This is a genomic window from Nocardioides daejeonensis (assembly GCF_003194585.1).
GTDB classification, from domain to species: Bacteria; Actinomycetota; Actinomycetes; order Propionibacteriales; family Nocardioidaceae; genus Nocardioides; species Nocardioides daejeonensis.
The window spans coordinates 636147-659963 of the sequence record NZ_QHKZ01000002.1 but is presented as its reverse complement, the minus strand read 5'-3'; the positions used below and the strand labels follow the sequence as shown (position 1 = coordinate 659963).

The window sequence follows — 23817 nt, the reverse complement described above, 5'->3', positions numbered from 1 at the left end:
ACCCCCGGCGAGCGCGTCACCGGGGGTTCGTCGTACCTCGGCAGGGGCGGCTCAGGCCGGCCCGTCCGGAGGCCGGACCTGGGTTCCGGGTGGGGTCCAGCCCGGAGGCGGAGCTTGGGGCGGCTGACCGGCATGGCCGGGTGGCGGCCCGGCCGGACCACCCGAGGCGGGCGGAGCCGGCGGGGGCGCCTGCGGCGGTGCGGGCGGGGCTCCGTGTGGGCCGGGAGGCGGGCCTTGCGGGGGCGGAGCAGGCGGTTGGCCGGGGCTACTGGGCGGGCCTGCCACGCCCGGGTTCAGCTGCTGCGGCACCTGGGGCGCCCAACCGCCGGCCGGGGGACCGGGCGGACCGGGCTGCACCCACTGACCGGAGGAGGGATCCCAGACCGGCTGGGCGTACTGGCCGCCGGGCCTGCCACCACCGAAGTCGAAGCCGGCACCGGGGACGGCCATGCCGTCTCGGCCGAAGAGGAACATGTAGGTGAAGCCCGCGATGGCGGCACCCACGATCGGGGCCACGATGAAGAGCCAGAGCTGGACGATCGCGTCGCTTCCGGCGAAGACGCCGACGCCGATCGAGCGCGCCGGGTTCACCGACGTGCCTGTCAGCGGGATCATCACCAGGTGGAGGCCGGTCAGCGTCAGGCCGATCGCCACGGGCGCGGCTCCGGCGATCGCCTTGTTCCGCTTGTCGGTGGCGGCGAGGATCACCCACAGGAAGACCGCGGTGCCGATGATCTCGACGAGCAGCGCCGCCCAGAGGGCGAGGCCGCTGCCGTCATCGCCGAAGGCGTTCTGGGCCATGTGCCCCTCGGCCTCGAAACCGTCGAAGCCCTGGTAGGTCACGAAGAGCACCAAGCCGGCGAGCAGGGCGCCCACCAGCTGGGAGACGATGTAGTAGAGCACCTCGATCCACGCGATCCGCCCGGCGACCGCTGCGCCGACGGAGACGGCCGGGTTGAAGTGCCCACCGGAGATATGCCCGACGGCGTAGGCCATCACCAGCACCGAGATGCCGAAGGCGAGCGCTGTCGCGACGATGTCGGGTCCGCTGCCGAACGCGGCACCGGAGCCCAGGGCGGCGCCACAGCCGAAGAGGACGAGGACGAAGGTGCCGAGCACCTCCGCGGCAAGCTTGCGTGGAAGTGCAGGGGGGTCGAGAGATTCCGCCGTCATCAGCTGCTTCCTTTCGGATCCCGGATTTCCGGATTCCATCGGACCCCAGGACCTCGGCCCAGCACAAGGGGTAGGGACGGGGAATGGCTGCCCCTCCCGCGTCCGCGCCCGGTGGGTGGACCCCCGACGGCGCGGGTGGCACGCTTGCGAGTGGTTCGGACACGGCGACGTCAGGTATCTTGACGTCAAGCAATTTTTCGCCCAGCGACGATCAGGAGTTGCCAAGCAGATGGCCAAGATCATCTACACCCACACCGACGAGGCGCCGCTGCTGGCGACGTACTCCTTCCTCCCCGTGGTGGAGGCCTACGCCGCGAAGGCGGGGGTCGAGATCGAGACCCGCGACATCTCGGTGGCCGCCCGCATCCTGGCCGCGTTCGGCTTGGCCGACGACGCGCTGGCAGAGCTTGGTGAGCTCGCCAAGAAGCCCGAGGCCAACATCATCAAGCTGCCCAACATCTCCGCCTCCATCCCGCAGCTCAAGGCCGCGGTCAAGGAGCTGCAGGAGCAGGGCTTCGCCGTCCCCGACTACCCGGACGCTCCCGCGACGCCCGAGGAGCAGGAGATCCGGGCGAAGTTCGACAAGGTCAAGGGCTCGGCGGTCAACCCGGTGCTGCGCGAGGGCAACTCCGACCGACGCGCGCCAGCCTCGGTGAAGAACTACGCGAAGACCCACCCGCACACCAACAAGCCCTTCGCGGCGGGGTCCAAGACCAACGTCGCCACCATGGGTGCCCACGACTTCGCGAGCAACGAGGAGTCCGTGACCCTTGCGTCGGACGACACGCTCTCGATCGTCCTCGAGACCGCGGCCGGTCAGAGCGTCGTGCTCAAGGAGGGCCTCAAGGTCCTCGCGGGCGAGATCATCGACGCCACCAAGATGGACGCCGCGAGCCTTCAGTCCTTCCTGGCCAACGCGCTGGCCGAGGCCAAGGCTCAGGACGTGCTCTTCTCGGTGCACCTCAAGGCAACCATGATGAAGGTCTCCGACCCGATCATCTTCGGCCACGTCGTCAAGGCCTACTTCTCCGACGTCTTCGCCCAGTACGGCGAGCAGCTGGCCGCGGCCGGACTCTCGGCCAACGACGGTCTCGGCGCCATCCTGTCCGGTCTCGACGCGCTGGAGAACGGCGCGGAGATCAAGGCCGCCTTCGAGGCGGCGCTGGCAGCGGGTCCGCGTCTCTCCTACGTCAACTCCGACAAGGGCATCACCAACCTGCACGTCCCCTCGGACGTCATCGTCGACGCGTCGATGCCGGCGCTGGTCCGCAACGGCGGCAAGCTGTGGGGCGCCGACGGTGGGGAGGACGACACCCTTGCGGTCATCCCCGACTCGTCGTACGCCGGCGTCTACCAGGCCGTCATCGACGACGTGAAGGCCAACGGTCCGCTCGACCCGGCCACCATCGGCACGGTCCCCAACGTGGGCCTGATGGCGCAGGCCGCCGAGGAGTACGGCTCGCACGACAAGACCTTCGAGATCGCGGAGGCCGGCACCGTGCGCGTTGTCGGCTCGAACGGCGACGTGCTCATCGAGCACGACGTGGAGGCCGGCGACATCTGGCGCGCCTGCCAGACGAAGGACATCCCGGTCCAGGACTGGGTGAAGCTCGCGGTCACCCGGGCCCGCGCCTCCCAGACGCCGGCGATCTTCTGGCTCAACGAGAGCCGCGCTCACGACGCCGAGCTGATCAAGAAGGTCAACGCCTACCTGCCCGAGCACGACACCGAGGGGCTGGAGATCCAGATCCTCAGCCCGGACTTGGCCACGCGCTACTCGCTGGAGCGGATGCGCAAGGGCGAGGACACCATCTCGGTGACGGGCAACGTGCTCCGCGACTACAACACCGACCTGTTCCCGATCCTCGAGCTCGGCACCTCGGCCAAGATGCTCTCGGTGGTCCCGCTGATCGCTGGCGGTGGCCTCTTCGAGACCGGCGCCGGTGGCTCCGCGCCCAAGCACGTGCAGCAGCTGGTCGAGGAGAACTACCTGCGTTGGGACAGCCTCGGCGAGTTCTTCGCCCTGGTCCCGTCGCTGGAGAAGTACGCCGAGCAGTCCGGCAAGGCGGGCGCGCAGGTGCTGGCCGACACCCTCGATCGCGCCACCGGCACGTTCCTCAACGAGGACCGCTCGCCGGGGCGCAAGCTGGGGACCACCGACAACCGTGGTTCGCACTTCTACCTCGCGCTCTACTGGGCCGAGGAGCTGGCGGCTCAGACCGAGGACCCCGCTCTCGCCGAGGCGTTCAAGCCGCTGGCCGAGAGCCTGCGGGCCAACGAGGCGAAGATCGCCGAGGAGCTGATCGCGGTCCAGGGCAGCCCGGCCGACATCGGCGGCTACTACTACCCGGACGCTGAGAAGACCGCTGCGGTGATGCGCCCCAGCGCTGCCTTCAACGAGGCCCTCGCCTCCTTCTGACCCCGGGCGGCACCCGAAAGCGGGCCGTACGACGCACCTCGCGTCGTACGGCCCGCTGCCGTTCTCCCGGCGTTGCCGAATCGTGACTGTCGACCCGGTCACCGCCCCGCCTGAGCGGGAGGAAAATGGGAGGAGCGGTGTCGGAGGGGCGGCGTAGTGTCGGACGGCGATGACTGACACCCTCACCCAGAGCACGGGAGGGCCGCCGGAGACCCCGGCCAAGCCTGTCCCAGCCGATCCCTCCCGTTCCGTCGACTGGCGCCGACTGCGCAGCCCGGTGGCCGCAGCCGCGCTCACCTGTGCGGCGATCGCGGCGCTCGGCACGACCCTCGGCACCGTGGTCGCGGGCCGTCTGGCGGAGGACCCCAGTCGAGCGCTCGTCGCGCTCCTGGCGCTCTGTGTCGTGGGCGCGTCGCTGATCGACACGGCCGGCAAGATCGCCTGGGTGGGGCTCTCCGACCGTGTGGAGGGCGGCCTGCGCGAGGACCTGCTCGACGCGGCGATGAGCCAGCCCCTGGCTGCGCTCGGGGAGCAGGCGGTGGGCGAGATCCTCGACCGGGTCGACGATGACACGCACGAGGTCGGCAACCTGATGCGCTGGCAGTTCTGGATGGTGGCTCGGACCGCCTTCGGGGCGCTGCCCATGTGGATCGTCGCCGGGCTGACCTGGTGGCCCGCCTGGTTCCTGTTCCCGGCCCTCGCTGCGGTCACCGCCTGGGTGGTGCGCCCGCTGCTGGGAGAGATCGCCCGGCGCAAGGTCGTCGAGGAGATGGCCTGGACCGACCACGCGGCCGCGTTCGAGGAGGGCATCGCCGGCCGCGACGATCTGCGCACCAGCCTGGGGCAGCCCCACGTCGTGCGTCGGCTCGCAGGCCTGTCTGCCCGCGTGCATGCCCGATTCCGCGAGGTCGTGTTCGTGGAGGCCAAGCTCGGCCGCCGCGCCGGGCTCCTTCTGCACGGGTTGCTGGCGGGCGTCGGCGTGGCGGGTGTCGCGCTCGCGGTGGGCGACGGCATCTCGGTGGCCCGCCTCATCACCCTCTTCCTGGTGACCTCGACCTTCGTCGGGCAGATCGCCATGCTGGCCAACCACCTGCCCGACCTGCAGGCCGGCCTCGGTGCGGTGATCCGACTGCGCCAGATGCTCGCCGTGCCGCCGGAGCCGACCGGTGGTCAGCCGGTCCCGGGGGAGGGGGTCCTGGGCCTGGAGATCCGCGACCTCGACTTCGCCTATGCCGAGGGCAGCTTCGCGCTGCGCGGCGTCGACCTCCTCGTCCCGGCCGGCGAGACCATCGCCCTGGTCGGTCGCAGCGGCTCCGGCAAGTCGACACTCGCCTCCTTGCTCAGCCGCGCGGTCGAGCCCCCGCGTGGCGCGGTCTTCCTCGGCGACACCGACGTCCGCGATCTCGATCTCCAGCAGCTCCGGGCCGCGGTCGGCGTGGTCACGCAGCGCACCGAGATCCTGGCCGGCACCGTCGCTGACAACATCACGCTCTTCGGCGACCACCCACGTGCGGAGGTTGAGGCCGCCGTCGCCGAGCTCGGTCTGACCAGCTGGGTCGCCGGCCTGCCCGACGGACTGGACACGCTGCTCGGTCCGGGCGGCACCTCCCTCTCGGCGGGCGAGGAGCAACTGGTGGCGTTCGCCCGGCTGCTGGTCCGCGACGTCCGGGTCGTCGTCCTCGACGAGGCCACCGCGCGCATGGACCCGCTCACCGAGGCGCGCGTGGTCGCGGCAGCCGATCGGCTCCTTGCCGGTCGCACCGGTGTGCTCATCGCCCACCGGCTCACCACCATCGAGCGCGCGCCGCTGGTCGCGGTGCTCGACCACGGCCGGGTCGTGCAGTACGGCGCCCGGCCCGTGCTCGCTGTGCGCCCGGGGCCCTTCCGTGACCTGCTCCGTGACAGTCGGGCGTCCCACGCCGAGGCGATCGACGCGCCCGAGTCGGGTGAGCCGCAGCCGACCCCCCACGCCACCCTGGATCAAGGCGATCTCGGCGCGGTAGGTGGCCGGCGGCGCTCCGGTCCCGCGCCCGCCCTTCCCGATCCCGGTGACGGACCCTCGCTGACGCGGGGCATGCTGAGCGTGCTCGCCGTGCGGCCCTGGTGGGGCCTGTACGGCGCTGCGCTGTTCCTCCTCGCCTCCCTCGTCGGTGCGCAGGGTGCGGTCACCGGACTCCTGTGGGGTCACATCGTCGAAGAGCTGCAGGCGGGTCAGACGCCGTCGCTGCTCACCGCTGCGCTGGTCGTGTCGTTGCTCGCGGCCCCGCTGATGCTGGCCGACGCCTTCTACCGCTATCCGCGCTGGTGGGTCGAGATCCTGCTGCGCACCCGGATGGTGGTGCTGCACGGTCAGACGCGTCAGCACCGGCTGACCCGGACCCCGCCCGGGGAGGTGGTCGGCCGGGCGCTCGACGGTGATCGCTATCCGCGCTACGCCGACCGCTGGATCGACTTCATCAACGGCATGATCGTGGCCGCTTTCACTGCGGCGGTGGCCGGCACCTGGTTGGCCGGCCTGGTCCTGCTCGTGGTCATGGTGACCTCGGCACTCGCCTCGGCTGTCGGCCGCCCGATCGCGGGCCGCTCGGCGGCGGCCGCCTCGACCGCACGTGCCCGTTTCGGCAGAGCCCTGGTCTCTGCGATGGAGTCGGTGCGCACCGTCAAGCTCGCTGCCGCGACGCCGGAGGTGCATGCCCACCTGCTGGAGGTCGACGGTGGTCGGGTCAACGCCGCGATCAAGGAGCACCGCGTGCAGGCGTTCCTCGACGGCGTGCCCATGGTCATGGTGCAGTGCGGGATCGTGGCTGCCTGGGCGGTGTACGTCCTCGACGGCTGGGGCATCGCCACCGCGCTGCTGGTCGCCAACGCCGTTGCCGGGTTCGACTGGTTCGGCCGCGTCGCCGGCATGGTGGTGACCGAGGCGCCGGGGTGCCGGGCATGGCAGCGCGAGACTGCCCGCTACGCGGCTGGCTCGGACCTGATGCATCTACCGTCGGGGGTCGACCTGGTGGCGGGCCACGCGCCCGAGCCGGAGCGTCCCGAGCGGACCGCACTGCGGAGCCTGGTGCTCGACGACTTCTCGGCGATCCACGACGACGGCACGATCGGGGTCAGCGGCGTCGACCTGCGGGTCGAGGCGGGGGAGCTGGTGCTGCTGGTGGGCCAGGTCGGCGCGGGTAAGTCCAGCCTGCTGGCGGCGCTCGCCGGGCTCATCGAGCACGAGGGCGCGATCCGTTGGAACGATACGCCGATCGACGACGCCCAGGAGTTCATGCGTCCGGCTCAGGTCGCCCACGTCGCCCAGGTGCCGCGGGTCCTCTCCGGTACCTTCGCCGACAACGTGTTGCTGGGGCACGACCGGGCGTTCGAGCAGCCCGTGCACGACGCCCGCTTGGAGACCGACATCGCCGAGGCCGGTGGGCCGGACTCCCTTGTCGGGCACCGCGGCGTACGGCTGTCGGGTGGGCAGGTGCAGCGCCTGGCCCTGGCCCGGGCCCTGGCCACCGAGGCCGAGCTGCTCCTGGCCGACGACGTCTCGAGTGCGCTCGACGCGACCACCGAGATCGAGCTGTGGCAGGCACTGCGGGAGCGAGGCGCCACGGTGATCGGCGCCACCGCCAAGCAGGCGGCGCTCGCGCGCGCCGACCGGGTCGTGGTGCTGGTCGACGGCGAGGTTGCGGCAACAGGCCCCTGGCATGAGCTGGCCGGGCGCTGGGGACATCTCGCCGGGTGACGCCGCGCACCGGCCGTGAGCCGCACCACGTCGGGAATGCCGGTCGCGCGGAGCGGGTTGAGCAACCGATGACCTGCCTCGACGCCTCCCCGCCCGGCTCCGACCGGGCCGACCGCCCTGCGGCGCGCACCGTTCACTTCGGGTGGGCGGTGCTGGCGCTGGCGATGGGTGGCTTCGCGATCGGCACCACGGAGTTCGTGACGATGGGCCTGCTGCCGGAGATCGCCGACGGCATCGACGTCAGCATCCCCACCGCCGGCCATGTCATCTCCGCCTATGCGGTCGGCGTGGTCGTCGGTGCTCCGGTGCTGGCCTACGTCGGAGCCAAGCTGCCGCGCCGTGCCCTCTTGATCGCACTGATGGCCGCCTTCGCGGTCGGCAATCTGCTCAGCGCCGTCGCTCCGACCTACACCAGCCTGACCGTCGCCCGCTTCCTGGCCGGCCTTCCCCACGGCGCCTACTTCGGGGTCGCCTCGCTCGTCGCCGCGTCGCTTGCCCCCGCCGGACGCAAGGGACGGGCCGTCGCTCTGGTGATGCTCGGGTTGAGCATCGCCAACGTGGTCGGCGTTCCGGCAGCCACCTGGCTCGGCCAGAACCTCGGCTGGCGGGCCGCTTACTGGGTGGTCGCGGCGCTGGGTGTGCTGACCCTCAGCCTGGTGGCGGCGTACGTGCCGTCGGTGCCGGCCGAGCAGGGCAGCAGCGGACGTCGTGAACTGCGCGCGTTCACCCACGTCCAGGTCTGGCTGACCCTTCTGGCAGGTGCGGTCGGGTTCGGCGGACTCTTCGCTGTCTACTCCTACATCTCGCCCACGATCACCGAGGTCGGTGGGTTGGCCGCCTCCACCGTGCCGTGGTTCCTGCTGGCCTTCGGGCTGGGGATGACCTTCGGCACCTGGCTGGCCGGCGAGCTGGCGGACTGGTCGGTCTTCGGCTCGCTGCTTGGCGCGGCGCTGGGCATGGCTCTCGTCCTGGCGCTCTTCGGCGTGGTCGCACCGGCCGGCTGGTGGGCGCTGCCGGTGCTCTTCGCGATCACCGCGATCGGGTCGGTGCTGGTGGTCAACCTGCAACTGCGCCTGATGACCGTCGCCGGGGAGGCGCAGACGCTGGGAGCCGCGATGAACCATGCCTCGCTGAACGTCGCCAATGCGCTCGGCGCCTGGCTCGGCGGCCTGGTGATCGCTGCTGGCTGGGGCTACCGCGCACCCGCCTGGGTGGGTGCCGGGCTGTCGTTGCTGGGCTTCGGCGTGCTGTTGGTCTCGCTCCGGCTGCACCGGCGCGCGCCCGCCTCCGTCGACGCCGCATGAGCTGACCGGCCCCTGGCCGAACCGCCGTGCCGCGGATGGGAGAATGCGTCCCATGTCCTCCACCACGACTGCGGGTGCTGCCAAGCCTCGCGTGCTGTCCGGCATCCAGCCCACCGCCGATTCGTTCCACTTCGGCAACTACCTGGGTGCGTTGCGGCAGTGGGTGGACCTCCAGGAGGAGCATGAGCCCTTCTTCTTCATCGCCGACCAGCATGCGATCACCGTGGAGCACGACCCCAAGCTGCTCCGGGAACGCTGCCGTCGTTCGGCCGCCCAGCTGGTGGCGATGGGCATCGACCCGGAGACCTCGGCGATCTTCATCCAGAGCCAGGTGCCTGCGCATGCACAGTTGGCGTGGGTGCTGCAGTGTCTGACCGGCTTCGGTGAAGCAAGGCGGATGACGCAGTTCAAGGACAAGTCGGCCAAGGGCGGCGAGGGCGCCGCCAGCGTCGGTCTCTTCACCTACCCGATCCTGCAGGCGGCCGACATCCTGCTCTACCGGCCGCACTTCGTGCCGGTCGGAGAGGACCAGCGTCAGCACCTCGAACTCACCCGAGACCTCGCCCAGCGGTTCAACCATCGCTTCAAGAAGACCTTCCGGCTGCCGGAGCCCTACATCCTCAAGGAGACGGCCCGGATCACCGACCTGCAGGAGCCGACCGCCAAGATGTCGAAGTCGGCCTCCTCGCCGGCCGGGATCATCGACCTGCTCGACGACCCGCTGGTCTCGGCGAAGAAGATCCGCTCGGCGGTGACCGACTCCGGTTCCGAGGTGCGCTTCGACGTCGAGCAGAAGCCGGGCGTCTCGAACCTGCTCACCATCTACTCGGCGCTGACGGGCGAGGCGATCGAGGCATTGGAGGAGAAGTACGCCGGCCGTGGCTACGGCGACTTCAAGGGCGATCTCGCGGAGGTGGTGGTCGACTTCGTCACCCCCTTCCGCAACCGCACCTTGGAGTTGCTCGCCGACCCGACCGCCCTCGACGCCGTCCTCGACCGCGGCGCGGCACGCGCCGCCGAGGTGGCGGAGCGCACGCTCGCCGACGTGTACGACCGTGTCGGCTTCGTGGTTCCCAGCCGCTAAGGTCGACGCGTGCCAACCGTTGGAGTCGCCGTCGCGATCCCGGAGCCCTGGGCTACCCGCCTTCAGGACTACCGGTTGTCCATCGGTGACGAGACGGCGGCCAAGATCCCGACGCACGTAACGCTGGTGCCGCCGACGGAGCATGCCGACCCGGTGGTGCTCGGCGCACACCTGGCGGGAGTGGCGCGCAGGCATCAGCCATTCACACTGCACCTGCGTGGCACCGGCACGTTCCGCCCGGTCTCGCCGGTGGTCTTCGTCGGGGTGGTTCAGGGCATCTCCAACTGCGAGAGGCTCGCCTCCGATGTCCGGAGCGGTCCGCTCCAGCAGGAGCTGGAGTTCCCGTACCACCCGCACGTCACGATCGCCCACCACCTTCCCGACGACGTACTCGATCGGGCCTTCTCGGAGTTGGCCGACTTCGATTGCCAGTTCCGGGTACGGGAGTTCCATCTCTACGTACATACCGATGACGTCGGATGGCAGGTGACCGACAGCTACCCGTTGGGGGAGTGATGGCAGGTCTTGCGGACCGCATGAAGGCGAGGGTCGCCGACGCCAGGAGGCGGCGACCCTGGCTCGACCACGCCCTGCGTACACAGGAGCACTACAGCAGCGTCGACGGCAACCTGCTCTCCGGGGCGATGACCTACTTCGCGTTCCTCTCCTTCTTCCCGGTGCTCGCGCTTGCCTTCTTCGTGGTGGGCATCCTCGCCCGGGTGGTGCCCGACATCCAGGACACCATGACGGAGGCGATCGGCCAGGTGCTGCCCGGACTGGTGGGCGAGGGCAGCAACCAGATCTCCCTGGACGAGATCAGCAGCTCTGCCAACACTGTCGGTGTCATCGGTCTGGTCGGCGTCGCCTATGCGGGGCTCGGTTGGCTCTCCGCGATGCGGCAGGCGTTGCTGGCCATGTTCGAGGAGCCGACCCACGAGCAGCCCGGCTTCGTGCTCGGCAAGCTCCGCGACCTGGCGTCGCTGGGCCTCATCGGTGCCGTGATGGTGTTGAGCATCGGTCTCTCCAGCGGGCTGGTGCGGATGTCGGACACGGTCCTCGACTGGCTCGGTCTCGGTGTCGGGCTGGGGCCACTGGTCTGGGCGTTCGGCGTGGGGGTGGGGATGCTCGCCGGCACGTTGCTGTTCTTCACGCTCTTCCTGCTGCTCGCGCGTCCCAACGTGCCACGTCGCTCGCTGTGGTCCGGCGCACTGCTGGGAGCGATCTTCTTCGAGGTGCTCAAGCAGCTCTCTGCTCTCCTCATCGACTCGACGAAGTCGCAGCCCGCCTTCCAGGCGTTCGGGATCGCGCTGATCCTGCTGGTCTGGATCTACTACTTCTCGCGGGTGGTGATGTACGCCGCCGCGTGGGCGCACACATCGTCGGCCGCCATCGCGGTCCGTGCGGCGCTGGCTGCCGAAGCGCGTGAGGATGTGCCGTTGGGGCCGGCGGTCGGTCCGCTCACCACTCGCCCGGAGCACGCCGGCTATCCACCGGCGGTGCTGGTGGGTGCGGGCTCCGTGCTGGGCGTGCTGTTGGCTCGCCTGGTGCGGCGGCGCGACCGAGCCTGAGCCCGCTCGTTCTCAGAGCGTCCGCGGAGGCAGGTTGTCCTGGCTGATGTTCTCGGTGAGATGATTCGTTCATGAAGTTCGAACGCAAGCACGCCGTCCTGCTCCTGGCGGTCGCGGCCTGGAATGTCTTCTCCTTCGGCAACTTCGCGCGTAACCTCGCCAACGCCTACTCCGACGGCGAGCAGCGGGCGACCGGCTACTGGGTCGCCCACACGATCCTGATCGTCGTGAACTTCGTCATCGCGGGCCTCCTCGGCTCCCTCGGCTGGAAGGCGCTGCGCGCCACCAAATCCGCCGACACGCCAGCTTCAACACGTTGAGTCGCCAGCTTCAACACGTCGAAACGCCAACTTCAGCACGTTGAGTCGCCAGCTTCAGCACGTCGAAACGCCAGCTTCAACACGTTGAGTCGCCAGCTTCAACACGTCGAAACGCCAGCTTTAGCGGATGAAGGCCTGACCGCGGGGAAACGCACGTTTGCCGCGAGGAAGGGTGCGCTCCGCGACGACCTGAGCGAGTTCGGCTAGCCAGGCCTCCAATGCCGGTCCTCGCAGGTCCTCCTTGCGAACGACGATCACGTGCCAGCCCTGGCTCTCCAACCACGCGATGCGCGCACGATCGTCGCTCTCTTCTCGAGGACCGTGGAACTCCTCGCCGAAATACTCGATCGCGATGCGCAAGTGCGGGTAGCCCATGTCGGCTTTGGCAACGAGGCGTCCGTGCCTGGTGAACTCGATCTGCAGCGTGGGCGGCGGGAAGCCGGCTTCGATCAGCAGCGCCCGCGTCCAGGACTCGCCGGGAGATTCGGCCAACGGTGAGGCCAGGGGAATCAGCCTGCGCAGTTGCACCACACCGCGCCGACGGCGATAGCGAGGGAGTTGCGCCGCCCATTGGTCGTGAGTGACGCCGTACGTGCGCATGAAGCGGTCGAGTGCAGTGAGCGCCGGAGGTACGCCGCGAAGACAGGCGAGATCCATGGCCGTACGCAGCGGCGTCGTCACTGGTACGTCGCCTACGCACGTGAGGTCTTCCGGCTCGAGGTCCCGGGTGGCTCCGTAGACGCCCGAGCGGCGGAGCCGATTGTGGCCGCGCAGCGCAACGACCTCGAGTTCTGGCACGACGAATCGCTCGTCGGGGGAGTGCAGGTCGATTCCGTAGAGCCACGCGGCGGAACGTTCCACGACGACGCAGTGCTCGGGAAGGACCAGGCGAGCACACGCGACGCGAAGCTCAAGGGAGTCGCTCAACCGTGAGGGCGCATAGACGCCTCGGAAGACTCGGCGGATCTGACCTGACACGACCCATGCCTTGATGTCGTGATCGGTGATGCCGCAGGACAGGGCGTCGCTACGCCAGAAGGGCTCGCTAGGCGGGGTACGCATATCCCGAGTCTGGCGATTTCGGGGCGAGACGAAAGTGCGGGCGCCTCTACTTGTGGATAAGTCGGAGCGCGCACGGTTGAAGCTGGCGTCTCAATGTGTTGAAACTGGCGTCTCGACGTGCTGAAGCTGGCGTTTCGACGGGGAGGGGAATGGCGAAGCCCGGGGCCCTTGGTGGGACCCCGGGCTTAGCGCAGTTCAGTTCGGCTCGGCGCAGTTCGACTCAGGCAGGTCAGCTTTGAGTCGACTCGGGTCGGGTCGGTTCAGAGACCGTGGCGCATGGCGGTGCGCAGGTCCTTGTTGAGCTGGGAGATCACGTCGAGCGGGATCTCCTTGGGGCAGGCGGCGGTGCACTCACCGATGTTGGTGCAGCCACCGAAGCCCTCGTGGTCGTGCTGGGCGACCATGTCGACGACGCGGGTCCAGCGCTCCGGCTGGCCCTGCGGCAGCTCGCCCAGGTGGGTGATCTTGGCACCCAGGAAGAGCGAGGCGGAGCCGTTCGGGCAGGCCGCCACGCAGGCGCCACAACCGATGCAGGTGGCCACGTCGAAGGCGCGGTCGGCCTTCTCCTTCGCCACCGGCAGGTTGTTGGCCTCGGGGGCCGAACCGGTGTTGACGGAGATGTAGCCACCGGACTGGATGATCCGGTCGAAGGCGGAGCGGTCGACCACCAGGTCCTTGAGGACCGGGAAGGGGTCGGCGCGCCACGGCTCGATGGTGATCGTGTCGCCGTCCTTGAAGGAGCGCATGTGGAGCTGGCAGGTCGTGGTGACCTCCGGGCCGTGCGCCTGACCGTTGATCATCAGCGAGCACATGCCGCAGATGCCCTCGCGACAGTCGTGGTCGAAGGCGACCGGGTCCTCGCCCTTCTCGTTCAGCTGCTCGTTGAGGTGGTCGAGCATCTCGAGGAACGACATGTCCTCCGAGACGCCGTCCAGCTCGTAGGTGCGCATCGCACCCTGCGCCTGCTGGTTGGCCTGACGCCAGATGTTGAGGGTGAGCTTCACTTGTAGGACCTGGCCTTCATCTCGATGGCTTCGTAGGAGAGGGCTTCCTGGTGCAGGACCGGCGAGCCGTCCTCGCCGCCCCATTCCCAGGCCGCCACATAGGCGAACTCGGAGTCGATGCGCTCCGCCTCACCGTCGGGGGTCTGCGACTCGGCCCGGAAGTGACCGCCGGCCGACTCGCGCCGGTTGAGGGCGTCGATGCACATGAGCTCGCCGAGCTCGAAGAAGTCGGCCACGCGACCGGCCTTCTCCAGGCTCTGGTTGAGGCTGTCGGCGGTGCCGAGCACCTTGACGTTCTTCCAGAAGTCCGCCTTGAGCTCGCGGATCAGGCCGATCGCCTTGGTCAGGCCTTCCTTGGTGCGCTCCATGCCGCAGTACTCCCACATGATGTGGCCCAGCTCCTTGTGGTAGCTGTCCACCGAGCGGGTGCCGCCCACGGTGAGGAAGTGGTTGATCCGCTCCTGCACCGCGTTCTGCGCCTCGACCACGGCCGGGTGCGACTCGTCGATCCGCTCCGGAGCGTCCGCCAGGTAGTTGGCGATCGTGTAGGGCAGCACGAAGTAGCCGTCGGCCAGACCCTGCATGAGGGCCGAGGCGCCGAGGCGGTTCGCGCCCTGGTCGGAGAAGTTCGCCTCACCGGCGACGAAGAGACCCTTGACGTTGCTCTCCAGGTCGTAGTCGACCCACAGGCCGCCCATGACGTAGTGCACGGCGGGGTAGACCCGCATCGGCACCTCGTAGGGGTTCTCCGCGGTGATCTGCTTGTACATGTCGAAGAGGTTGCCGTACTTCTTCTCCACGGCGTCGCGGCCCATGCGAGCGATCGCGTCGGCGAAGTCGAGGTAGACACCGCGGCGGACGCCGTCGACCTCAGGACCGACGCCGCGACCGTCGTCGCACATGTACTTCGCCTGGCGGGAGGCGATGTCGCGGGGGACCAGGTTGCCGAAGGCCGGGTAGATCCGCTCCAGGTAGTAGTCGCGGTCCTCCTCGGGGATCTCCCGCGGGTCCTTGCCGCAGTCCTCCTTCTTCTTCGGCACCCAGATCCGGCCGTCGTTGCGCAGCGACTCCGACATGAGGGTCAGCTTCGACTGGTTCTCGCCGGAGACGGGGATGCACGTCGGGTGGATCTGCGTGTAGCAGGGGTTGCCCATGTAGGCGCCCTTGCGGTGCGCGCGCCATGCGGCGGTGACGTTGCAGCCCATGGCGTTGGTGGAGAGGAAGTAGACGTTGCCGTAGCCGCCGGTGGCCAGCACGACCGCGTCGCCGAGGTGGGTCTCGATCTCGCCGCTGACCATGTCGCGCACGATGATGCCCTTGGCGACACCGTCGACGACGATGAGCTCGAGCATCTCGTGCCGGGTGTGGGTGTTCACGTTGCCGGCGGCGACCTGACGCTCCAGGGCCTGGTAGGCGCCGATCAGCAGCTGCTGACCCGTCTGACCGCGGGCGTAGAAGGTCCGGGAGACCTGCACGCCACCGAACGAGCGGTTGTCGAGCAGGCCGCCGTACTCGCGGGCGAACGGAACGCCCTGCGCGACGCACTGGTCGATGATGTTGGCCGAGACCTCCGCCAGGCGGTAGGAGTTGGACTCGCGCGACCGGAAGTCGCCGCCCTTCACGGTGTCGTAGAAGAGGCGGTAGACGGAGTCACCGTCGTTGCGGTAGTTCTTGGCCGCGTTGATGCCGCCCTGGGCGGCGATCGAGTGGGCGCGACGTGGGGAGTCCTGGTAGCAGAAGCTCTCCACGTGGTAGCCGGCCTCGCCCAGCGTGGCACCCGCGGAGGCACCGGCGAGTCCGGTGCCGACCAGGATCACCTTGATCTTGCGGCGGTTGGCCGGGTTGACCAGCTTGGCGTGCGCCTTGCGCTCCTCCCAGATCTGGGGGACCGGCACGCCAGTAGGCGCCTTGGTGTCGGCGATCGGGTCGCCGAGGGTGAAGAAGCCCGCGGCGTCGCTCGTGTTCGTGTTCGTGGTCATGTCAGGAATCAGCCCTTAGTCGACGATGCCGAAGAGGATGGACAGGGGCACGAGCGCGAAGCCGCCGGCCACCAGCACGGCCACGAAGACCGCGACGCTGTTGGCGCGCATCCGGCTTCGGGCGTTGTTGGTCAGACCCAGCGTCTGGCAGGCGCTCCACACGCCGTGGCGCAGGTGCATGGCCAGGGCGACCATCGCGAGCAGGTAGATCGCCGCGACCCACCACTGCTCGGGCTGGAAGGAGCTGACGACCCGGTCGTACGGCGACTCCGGGTCACCGTTGACGTTGATGGTGTGGGTGGTCAGGTGCAGCAGGTGGAAGACCACGAAGAGCAGCAGCGCGACACCGCCCCACCGCATCATCTTCGAGCTGAGGGTGGCAGCCACGGCCTTCTTCACGACGTACTTGCTCGTGCGGGCGCTGTTGGCGCGGGCCCAGAGCGTGAACGCCGCGTAGGCGTGTCCGATGATCGAGAGCAGGAGCACCACGCGGATGATCCACAGCAGCCCCTTGTGCGGGAGCATCGGCTCCCCGAAGGTGCGCAGGTGGTGCGCGTAGGTGTCGAAGGCATCCTGGCCTGCGAAGACCTTGAGGTTGCCGTACATGTGCAGCAGCACGTAGCCGATGAAGACCAGGCCGGTGACGGCCATCAGGAGCTTCAGAGCGATCGTGGATCGCGTCGACCGGCCGCCTTTGATGAGAGTCGGGGTAGCCACGAGACCTCAGGCTACCCCTAGCAAAGGCCCGATTGTGCCGGGCGGTGCCAAACGAGGAGTGTGAGAAAGATCCGGTTACTGACGAGTCGTCAGAACTTTAGGTTAGCCTAACCCATACTCACGCGGCGCGCGCAGGCGCCAGGAGCGGGGCGACGAGATCGAGCAGCTCGCCGGTCGCCGCCGCCCAGGTACGCCGCTCCGCCTCGGCCCGCGCGTGCCTGCCGAACTCCGCCCGCGAACGGTCGCTCACCAGGGCTGCGACCTCGTCGACGAACTCGTCCGCGCGAGGCTCGAAGAGCAGCCCGGTCTCGAGATGACGCACGAGCTCGGGCGCCGCGCCGGCTCGCGCGGCGACGACGGGTACGCCGCACGCCGTCGCGGCCCGCACCGCATGGCCGGAGGTGAGCTCCTCGCCCGGATGGACGAGCACGTCGAGCGAGGCGATGGCCCGAGCCAGCTCGACGCTGCTGAGGTCCGGCAGGAAGGTGATCCGGCGCATCCGGTCGCGCAGCCACTCGCGCTGACGGCCATGGCCGATCACCACCGGCCGTATCCCCGGAAGCGCGTTGAGCTCCTGGAGCCGCCGTACGCCGTCCCGCCGGCGTAGCGGACCGACGTACCCGACCGCCGTGAGCGGCCCCTCCGGGTGGTGGGTGCGGGCCCACCGCGCATGCAGGTGGGGCTCGCGAGCCTCCGGGGTGAAGGTGTCGAGGTCGACCCCGGGCTGCCAGGCGAGGCAGTCGTGGCCGGTCTCGGTCAAGCGAAGCTGCTGCCACCTGCTCACCGTGAGCAGGAGGTCGCTGCGCCCGGGCACCCTGGTCTGCCACGGCTCCACTGAGAGCTCGTTCGGAGCGCGGTGCTCCAGGCTGACCGTAGGTACGCCGAGGCGCTGGGCGTGCTTCAACGCCTTGCGGCCGATCGTCCCGGGGGAGGCGACGAGGACCAGGTCGGGGCGGAACTCGCTGAGTCCGGCGCGGACCTGGGAGCCCACCGGCTCCCAGGGGCGGATCCGGACGACCCGGCTTCGCCGATAGACGGCCATGCCGGGAGCGGCACTGATCAGCAGGACCTGGTGGCCGACCTTCACCAGCTCGTCCGCCAGGTGGCGGACGGTGATCGTCGACTCGTCGACGGCCGGGTGGAACGCCTCGGTGACCAGCACGACCCTGCTCATGGTTTCAAGGTGCCGGGTCTTGGTGACGATGGGGTGACAACCCGAGCAACGGGGAGTGCCGACCCCAAGACGATTCGGCGACCCTGGGACAGGAAGAGTGGGACTGATGGTGGATGCGTCGACAGCGGGCGGGCTCTTCGGTCGCTATCGCATCGAGCGGCAACTCGGCATCGGCGGGATGGGCGTCGTCCACCTCGCGACCGACACGCAGCTCCAGCGCAAGGTCGCGCTGAAGCTCGTCTCGGGCCGGCTCGCCGGCGACGAGGAGTTCCTCCGGCGCTTCCACCGCGAGGCGGAGATCCTCACGCAGCTGGACTCGCCGCACATCATCACGATCTTCGACCACGGGGAGGTCGACGGCGTGCCCTACCTGGCGATGCAGTACGTGCCGGCAGGGGATCTGGGCGCGCTGCTGGCGAACGGGGCGCTCCCGCTTGCCGTCGCCGCCGAGATCTGTGCCCAGGTCGCCGGGGCGCTGGCTGCTGCCCATGCGGCCGGCGTCGTGCACCGGGACGTGAAGCCGGCCAACGTGCTGCTGCGCGATCCCGCCGGCGAGCCGTTCGCCTACCTGAGCGACTTCGGCATCGCCAAGAGCGACGGCCAGGATCCGATGACCCGTGCCGGCGACGTCGCCGGCAGCTGGGAGTACCTCTCCCCGGAGCGCACCCGCGGGGAACCGGCCGGGGAGGCGAGCGACATCTATGCGCTCGGGTGTCTCTTCTATGCCTGCCTGACCGGGCACGCGCCGTACTCCGGCTCCGATGTAGAGGTCGCGATCGCGCACTCCAGCCAACCGATCCCGATGCTTGAGGGCCCGGGCCCGGCGACCGCACGGGTCAACGCCGTGCTCGCCCGCGCGTTGGCGAAGCAACCCGAGGCGCGCTATGCCTCGGCTGCCGACTTCCGGCGCGACCTGATGGAACTCGCCCGTGGCGGCGGTGACCACGGCGTGTCCGGTACGGCGTTCCGGGCGGTCGCGTCCACTCCCGGGTCGCCTCGACGCGGCCGCAAGGCGCTGGTCGCGGGCATCGCCGTGCTGGCGCTGGCTCTGGCCGGCGGCGGGCTCTGGTGGGGCCTCACCCAGGCGGACGACGCGGGCGACCGGTCCGGCCCCGCCGCGATCGAGAACCCGGTCACGGGCGACTGGGACAACGACGGCCACGGGGATGTCCGGCTGAGCCGGATCTGGGCGGACGGCGCAGAGATCAAAGGGCTTCCCCAGCAGTTGTGGACCGCGGCCGCCGACGCGTCCTCCTTCGAGGGGCCGGTCGAGGACATGGGGCAGCGCGAACGCAACACCTGGTCGGGCGACGTCGACGGCGATGGCCGCATGGACCTCGTGGAGGTGACGGAGAGCGAGGACGAGCGCTCGCTGCAGGTGCGGACCTGGCTGGGGACCGACGAGGGCCCGGCGAAGCCGCGCACCCAGCGGCTGTCAGTGAACACGGAGATCTTCACCGCGGCCAGCTACGGCCTCGGCGACTTCGACGGCGACGGACGCGACGACCTGCTGGTGCCGACGCAGCGGCAGGACAACTACCTCGTGCTGGCGGTCGCCCGCAGCGGGGACGACGGCGCCTTCGCCGACCCGGTCGAGTTCTCCTGGCGGGGCAGCAAGCGCGACAACACTTCTGACCTGCTCGGCATCGGCGACCTCGACGGCGACGGACTGGACGACGTCTACGCGATCCGGGACCGCAACAAGGACGGGATCCTGGTGCGGCCGTTCCTCTCCACCGGTGACGGGTTCGCCAAGCAGCGGGGCACGATCATCGACGACAAGGTCTATGGCACCTTGCTCAGCGACTACGTCGCGGCGGACGTCGACGGTGACGGCGCCGACGAGCTGGTCGCGATGATCCACATGAAGATGGACGACGGCTTCGGCGTCGGGCTGACGGTGACCGAGTTCGCGCAGGGCTCCTTCGTCACCCCGCGCACCTGGGCCGAGCCCACGGTCGCCCTCGAGTCCTACATCTCCCCGAGACTGGCGGCCAGCGACGTCGACGGAGACGGCCGGGACGACATCGTGTCGTTGGACGGTCCCGATGAGAAGACGGGCACGCTCGGCATCGTGTGGCACCGTTCCACCGGTTCGGCGTTCGAGGAACCGGTGCTCGTCGCATCGCCCGAGTGTCTGCGGCCGGACTGCCGAGAGGCGGGCTTCCTCGTCCGCAACGCCGGCTGATCGCTACTGACGAGTAGGTCCGTCGGCCGTCCTCCGGAGTGTGGACGATCACGTTCCAGCATCCGAGGCCAATGGGCGTTCGGCGCCGTTGGCGTCCTATTGTGCGACCCATGACTTCTGGATCCGCATCGGATCGCCTCGCCCTCGTCTCCGCTGGGGACACGTACAGCGCAGCCGACTGGGAGAAGGCCACTGCGGCCGTCCTCCGCAAGTCGGGCCGCATGACCGAGGCCGACCCTGACACCGCGGTGTGGGACAAGCTCACCCGCACCACGCTCGACGGCATCGCCGTGGCCCCGATCGGCACGCCGGCTGGCGCTGCCGAGGCGGCACCGACCGGCGTCCCGGGGGCCGCCCCCTTCACCCGAGGCCGGCTGGCCGAGAAGCCCGAGATCGGCTGGGACATCCGAGCCCACTTCTCCGGGCTCGCCGCGAAGGCCCTCAACGAAGCCGCGCTCCTCGACCTCGAGAACGGCGTGAACTCGCTGTGGCTCCAGGTCGGTGGCACCCTGGCGCCCGCCGACCTCGGCGCTGCGCTGCAGGGGGTCTTCCTCGATCTGGCCCCCGTCACGATCGACGCACCGGAGGACCCGATCGCCGCAGCGGAGGCGTACGTCGCGCTGCTGACGGAGCTCGACGTCACCCCGGCCGAGGGCACCAACCTCGGCGCCGACCCGATCGGCGCGCAGGTGCGCGGCGAAGGGGCGATCAGTCTCGACGTCGTCGACGCCGTCGCCGCGCTGGCCCGCCGTGCAGGCACACTCGGCGTGGTCGTCGACGGCAGCGCCCTCCACGATCAGGGCGCCTCGGACGCACAGGAGCTCGGCTACAGCCTCGCCGTCGGGGCGGCGTACCTGCGCCGGCTCGTGGCCGCTGGAGCCGGTATCGACGAGGCGCTGGCCCTCATCGAGTTCCGGTACGCCGCGACGGCCGAGCAGTTCCCGACGATCGCGAAGTTCCGCGCAGCCCGTCGGCTCTGGGCGCGGGTGGCCGAGCTGTCGGGCGCCTCGGCGGCGGCCGGCGGGCAGCGCCAGCACGCGGTCACCAGCCGGCCGATGATGGCCAAGTACGACCCCTACGTGAACATGCTGCGCACCACCGTGGCGGCCTTCGCCGCCGGCGTCGGCGGAGCCGAGGCGATCACGGTGCTTCCGTTCGACGAGCCGCTGGGCCAGCCGAGCGTGCTGGGGCGTCGCAACGCCAGGAACACGTCCTCGCTGCTGATCTCCGAATCCCACCTCGCCAAGGTCGCCGACCCTGCTGGCGGCTCCTACGCGGTCGAGCGCCTGACCGACGACCTGGCCCGTGCGGGCTGGGAGGAGTTCGGCCGGATCGAGGCCGCCGGCGGGATCGTCGCGGCCCTTGAGGACGGCTCGCTGCTGGCCCGGGTGGAGAAGGTGGTCGAGGCCCGCGAGGCCGAGATCGCGCGCCGCAAGCGTCCGTTGACCGGTGTCTCGGAGTTCCCGAACCTGAGCGAGGAGCTCCCCGAGCGCGCGGTGAACCCGGACGCCGACGAGGTGCGCCGCTACGGCGCCTCGTTCGAGGCGCTGCGTGACGAGCCCGCCAACGGCCGGGTCTTCCTGGCCACCCTGGGATCGGTCGCCTCGCACACGGCCCGCGCCACCTTCGCCTCGAACCTGTTCGCGGCGGGCGGGATCGCGGTCGACGTGGCCGGTGCCACGGCCGACGTGGACGCCCTCGTGGCGGCGTACGACGGGCAGGCCGTGGTCTGCCTGGCCGGTGCCGACAAGACCTACGCCGCGTGGGGTGCGGCGGCAGCCGAGGCACTGCGTGCTGCCGGTGCCCGCCGGGTCATCCTCGCCGGCAAGCCGGGGGAGAGCACCGTGGCCGCAGATCTGATCGACGACTCGTGCGCGGTGGGCGTCAACGCGCTCGAGTTCCTCACCAACACGAGGGAGTCCCTCTCATGAGCATCCCCGAGAGCTTCGCCGGCCTGCCGCTCGACGGCGGCACGGTTACCAGTGGTCCCGTCGCCTCGGGTGAGGCGTGGGCCTCTCCCGAGGGCATCCCGGTGCTCCCGGTCTACGGGCCCGAGCACCTCGACGGCCTTGACGCGTTGGACACCTGGCCCGGGCTCAGCCCGTTCCTGCGCGGTCCGTACCCGACGATGTACACCACGCAGCCGTGGACGATCCGCCAGTACGCCGGCTTCTCCACTGCCGAGGAGTCCAACGCGTTCTACCGCCGCAACCTGGCTGCGGGGCAGAAGGGCCTCTCGGTCGCCTTCGACCTGGCCACGCACCGCGGCTACGACTCCGACCACCCGCGGGTGCGCGGCGACGTGGGCATGGCAGGTGTGGCGATCGACTCGATCTACGACACCCGGGTGCTCTTCGACGGCATCCCGCTGGACCAGATGTCCGTCTCGATGACGATGAACGGCGCCGTCCTGCCGGTGCTGGCGCTCTACATCGCCGCGGCTGAGGAGCAGGGCGTCGCGCCCGAGCAGCTCGCCGGGACCATCCAGAACGACATCCTCAAGGAGTTCATGGTCCGCAACACCTACATCTACCCGCCGGCGCCGTCGATGCGGATCATCGCCGACATCTTCGCGTTCACCTCTCAGCGGATGCCGCGGTTCAACTCGATCTCGATCTCCGGCTACCACATCCAGGAGGCCGGGGCGACCCAGGACCTGGAGCTGGCCTACACCCTGGCAGACGGCGTGGAGTACATCCGGGCAGGGCTGGACGCCGGCATCGACATCGATAAGTTCGCGCCGCGCCTGTCGTTCTTCTGGGCGATCGGCATGAACTTCTACATGGAGGTCGCCAAGATGCGTGCCGCCCGTGCCCTGTGGGCCCGGCTGGTGCGCGAGTTCGACCCCAAGAACCCGAAGTCGCTCTCCCTGCGCACCCACAGCCAGACCTCCGGCTGGTCGCTCACTGCCCAGGACGTCTTCAACAACGTGCAGCGCACCGCGATCGAGGCGATGGCCGCGACCCAGGGGCACACCCAGTCACTGCACACCAACGCGCTCGATGAGGCGATCGCGCTACCGACCGACTTCTCGGCCCGTATCGCCCGCAACACCCAGCTGATGCTGCAGCAGGAGTCGCGTACGACCGAGATCATCGACCCGTGGGCGGGCTCCTACTACGTGGAGAAGCTCACCCACGACCTGGCAGAGCGCGCCTGGGCGCACATCCAGGAGGCCGAGGCCGCGGGCGGCATGGCCAAGGCGATCGAGCAGGGCATCCCGAAGATGCGCATCGAGGAGGCGGCCGCACGTACGCAGGCGCGGATCGACTCGGGCGCCCAGCAGGTGATCGGCGTCAACACCTACCGCCTGGCCGACGAGGATCCACTCGACGTCCTCAAGGTCGACAACGACTCGGTGTACCGCCAGCAGATCGCGAAGCTGGAACGGCTGCGCGCGGAGCGCGACGAGGACGAGGTGCGTCGTGCACTCGAGGCGTTGACCAACTCCGCCGAGCGCGGTCCGGTGGGCGGGGGTTCGCTCGACGGCAACCTGCTCGGCCTCGCGGTCGACGCGGCGCGGGCCAAGGCGACGGTCGGCGAGATCTCCGACGCCCTCGAGAAGGTCTACGGCCGCCACCAAGCGGTGATCCGTACGATCTCCGGTGTGTACCGCGACACCTCCGCCGAAGCCGGCGACGCCAAGCTCGAGCAGGTTCTTGCCGCGACCGCGGAGTTCGAGGAGGCCGAGGGCCGTCGGCCGCGGATCCTGGTGGCCAAGATGGGCCAGGACGGGCACGACCGGGGCCAGAAGGTGGTCGTCTCCGCCTTCGCCGACATGGGCTTCACCGTCGACGTCGGACCGCTCTTCTCCACGCCCGAGGAGGTCGCCCAGCAGGCCGTCGACGCCGACGTGCACATCGTGGGGGTCTCGTCGCTGGCCGCCGGTCACCTGACCTTGCTGCCGGCACTCAAGCAGGCGCTGGCCGACCTCGGTCGCGACGACATCATGATCGTCATCGGCGGGGTGATTCCGCCCGACGACGTCGCCACGCTCAAGGAGATGGGTGCGGCAGCGGTGTTCCTGCCCGGCACTGTGATCGCTGACTCGGCGCTCGACCTGCTCGAGCAACTGCGCGCAGCCAGCTGACG

At 69.7% G+C, this 23817-nt stretch carries 16 protein-coding genes; 10 read left to right on the top strand and 6 right to left on the bottom strand.

The annotated features are described in order from the left end of the window. Positions 1–51: 51 nt before the first annotated feature. A complete protein-coding gene (locus DNK54_RS21270; protein ID WP_204164460.1) occupies positions 52–1173 on the bottom strand; it encodes an MIP family channel protein in 1122 nt (373 codons plus the stop codon). Positions 1174–1402: 229 nt separating this feature from the next. On the opposite strand from DNK54_RS21270, the gene DNK54_RS07805 reads away from it, so the two are divergent. The 7 genes from DNK54_RS07805 (at position 1403) to DNK54_RS07775 (ending at position 11601) form a co-directional block, all read left to right on the top strand. Next, complete coding sequence (locus DNK54_RS07805; RefSeq protein WP_110206367.1) at positions 1403–3592, top strand: NADP-dependent isocitrate dehydrogenase; 2190 nt, start codon at positions 1403–1405, stop codon at positions 3590–3592. Positions 3593–3761: 169 nt separating this feature from the next. Further along, entirely contained in the window at positions 3762–7325 is a 3564-nt protein-coding gene (locus DNK54_RS07800; RefSeq protein ID WP_110206366.1) for an ATP-binding cassette domain-containing protein, read from the top strand. Between the two features lie 68 nt (positions 7326–7393). Then, the gene (locus DNK54_RS07795) at positions 7394–8629 is read left to right on the top strand and encodes an MFS transporter (RefSeq protein WP_110206365.1); all 1236 of its coding nucleotides are present in this window, start codon (positions 7394–7396) and stop codon (positions 8627–8629) included. A 43-nt stretch (positions 8630–8672) separates the two neighbouring features. Continuing rightward, positions 8673–9713: a tryptophan--tRNA ligase gene (gene trpS / locus DNK54_RS07790; protein WP_204164459.1), complete on the top strand. Its 1041-nt coding sequence runs from the start codon at positions 8673–8675 to the stop codon at positions 9711–9713. A gap of 9 nt (positions 9714–9722) precedes the next feature. Further along, positions 9723–10229: a 2'-5' RNA ligase family protein gene (locus DNK54_RS07785; protein ID WP_110206363.1), complete on the top strand. Its 507-nt coding sequence runs from the start codon at positions 9723–9725 to the stop codon at positions 10227–10229. Next, positions 10229–11281, top strand: a complete 1053-nt coding sequence (locus tag DNK54_RS07780; RefSeq protein ID WP_162602345.1) for a YihY/virulence factor BrkB family protein — start codon at positions 10229–10231, stop codon at positions 11279–11281. The genes DNK54_RS07785 and DNK54_RS07780 overlap by 1 nt, the downstream gene beginning before the upstream one ends. A 71-nt stretch (positions 11282–11352) precedes the next feature. After that, the gene (locus DNK54_RS07775; RefSeq protein WP_110206361.1) at positions 11353–11601 is read left to right on the top strand and encodes an SCO4848 family membrane protein; all 249 of its coding nucleotides are present in this window, start codon (positions 11353–11355) and stop codon (positions 11599–11601) included. A 120-nt stretch (positions 11602–11721) separates the two neighbouring features. On the opposite strand, the gene DNK54_RS07770 is transcribed toward DNK54_RS07775, so the two are convergent. The 5 genes from DNK54_RS07770 to DNK54_RS07750 all read right to left on the bottom strand — a co-directional run bounded on the left by DNK54_RS07770 (position 11722) and on the right by DNK54_RS07750 (position 17537). After that, entirely contained in the window at positions 11722–12663 is a 942-nt protein-coding gene (locus DNK54_RS07770) for a PDDEXK family nuclease (protein ID WP_110206360.1), read from the bottom strand. Between the two features lie 260 nt (positions 12664–12923). Then, positions 12924–13667, bottom strand: a complete 744-nt coding sequence (locus DNK54_RS07765; RefSeq protein ID WP_110206359.1) for a succinate dehydrogenase/fumarate reductase iron-sulfur subunit — start codon at positions 13665–13667, stop codon at positions 12924–12926. Continuing rightward, positions 13664–15646, bottom strand: a complete 1983-nt coding sequence (locus DNK54_RS07760) for a fumarate reductase/succinate dehydrogenase flavoprotein subunit (protein WP_110206358.1) — start codon at positions 15644–15646, stop codon at positions 13664–13666. Before DNK54_RS07760 ends, DNK54_RS07765 begins: the two co-directional genes overlap by 4 nt. A gap of 15 nt (positions 15647–15661) precedes the next feature. After that, on the bottom strand, positions 15662–16363 hold the full coding sequence (locus DNK54_RS07755; RefSeq protein ID WP_110206357.1) for a succinate dehydrogenase cytochrome b subunit: 702 nt from the start codon (positions 16361–16363) through the stop codon (positions 15662–15664). 118 nt (positions 16364–16481) lie between these two features. Further along, positions 16482–17537, bottom strand: coding sequence for a glycosyltransferase (locus DNK54_RS07750; protein ID WP_110206356.1), 1056 nt, complete (start codon positions 17535–17537; stop codon positions 16482–16484). Positions 17538–17643: 106 nt separating this feature from the next. Here DNK54_RS07750 and DNK54_RS07745 point away from each other — a divergent pair, with 106 nt between their 5' ends. The 3 genes from DNK54_RS07745 to scpA all read left to right on the top strand — a co-directional run bounded on the left by DNK54_RS07745 (position 17644) and on the right by scpA (position 23815). Continuing rightward, on the top strand, positions 17644–19725 hold the full coding sequence (locus DNK54_RS07745; protein ID WP_162602344.1) for a serine/threonine-protein kinase: 2082 nt from the start codon (positions 17644–17646) through the stop codon (positions 19723–19725). 110 nt (positions 19726–19835) lie between these two features. Continuing rightward, entirely contained in the window at positions 19836–21656 is a 1821-nt protein-coding gene (locus DNK54_RS07740; protein ID WP_110206354.1) for a methylmalonyl-CoA mutase family protein, read from the top strand. Beyond that, positions 21653–23815, top strand: coding sequence for a methylmalonyl-CoA mutase (scpA, locus tag DNK54_RS07735; protein WP_110206353.1), 2163 nt, complete (start codon positions 21653–21655; stop codon positions 23813–23815). Before DNK54_RS07740 ends, scpA begins: the two co-directional genes overlap by 4 nt. Positions 23816–23817 lie beyond the last annotated feature (2 nt).

Excerpts from the sequence above, each read along its gene's own strand:
- DNK54_RS07770 (WP_110206360.1), bottom strand. The coding sequence starts at position 12,663 with ATGCGTACCCCGCCTAGCGAGCCCTTCTGGCGTAGCGACGCCCTGTCC.
- DNK54_RS07750 (WP_110206356.1), bottom strand. The coding sequence starts at position 17,537 with ATGAGCAGGGTCGTGCTGGTCACCGAGGCGTTCCACCCGGCCGTCGAC.
- DNK54_RS07760 (WP_110206358.1), bottom strand. The coding sequence starts at position 15,646 with ATGACCACGAACACGAACACGAGCGACGCCGCGGGCTTCTTCACCCTC.
- DNK54_RS07780 (WP_162602345.1), top strand. The coding sequence starts at position 10,229 with ATGGCAGGTCTTGCGGACCGCATGAAGGCGAGGGTCGCCGACGCCAGG.
- DNK54_RS07800 (WP_110206366.1), top strand. The coding sequence starts at position 3,762 with ATGACTGACACCCTCACCCAGAGCACGGGAGGGCCGCCGGAGACCCCG.
- DNK54_RS21270 (WP_204164460.1), bottom strand. The coding sequence starts at position 1,173 with ATGACGGCGGAATCTCTCGACCCCCCTGCACTTCCACGCAAGCTTGCC.
- DNK54_RS07795 (WP_110206365.1), top strand. The coding sequence starts at position 7,394 with ATGACCTGCCTCGACGCCTCCCCGCCCGGCTCCGACCGGGCCGACCGC.
- DNK54_RS07740 (WP_110206354.1), top strand. The coding sequence starts at position 19,836 with ATGACTTCTGGATCCGCATCGGATCGCCTCGCCCTCGTCTCCGCTGGG.
- DNK54_RS07745 (WP_162602344.1), top strand. The coding sequence starts at position 17,644 with ATGGTGGATGCGTCGACAGCGGGCGGGCTCTTCGGTCGCTATCGCATC.
- scpA (WP_110206353.1), top strand. The coding sequence starts at position 21,653 with ATGAGCATCCCCGAGAGCTTCGCCGGCCTGCCGCTCGACGGCGGCACG.
- DNK54_RS07775 (WP_110206361.1), top strand. The coding sequence starts at position 11,353 with ATGAAGTTCGAACGCAAGCACGCCGTCCTGCTCCTGGCGGTCGCGGCC.
- DNK54_RS07805 (WP_110206367.1), top strand. The coding sequence starts at position 1,403 with ATGGCCAAGATCATCTACACCCACACCGACGAGGCGCCGCTGCTGGCG.
- trpS (WP_204164459.1), top strand. The coding sequence starts at position 8,673 with ATGCGTCCCATGTCCTCCACCACGACTGCGGGTGCTGCCAAGCCTCGC.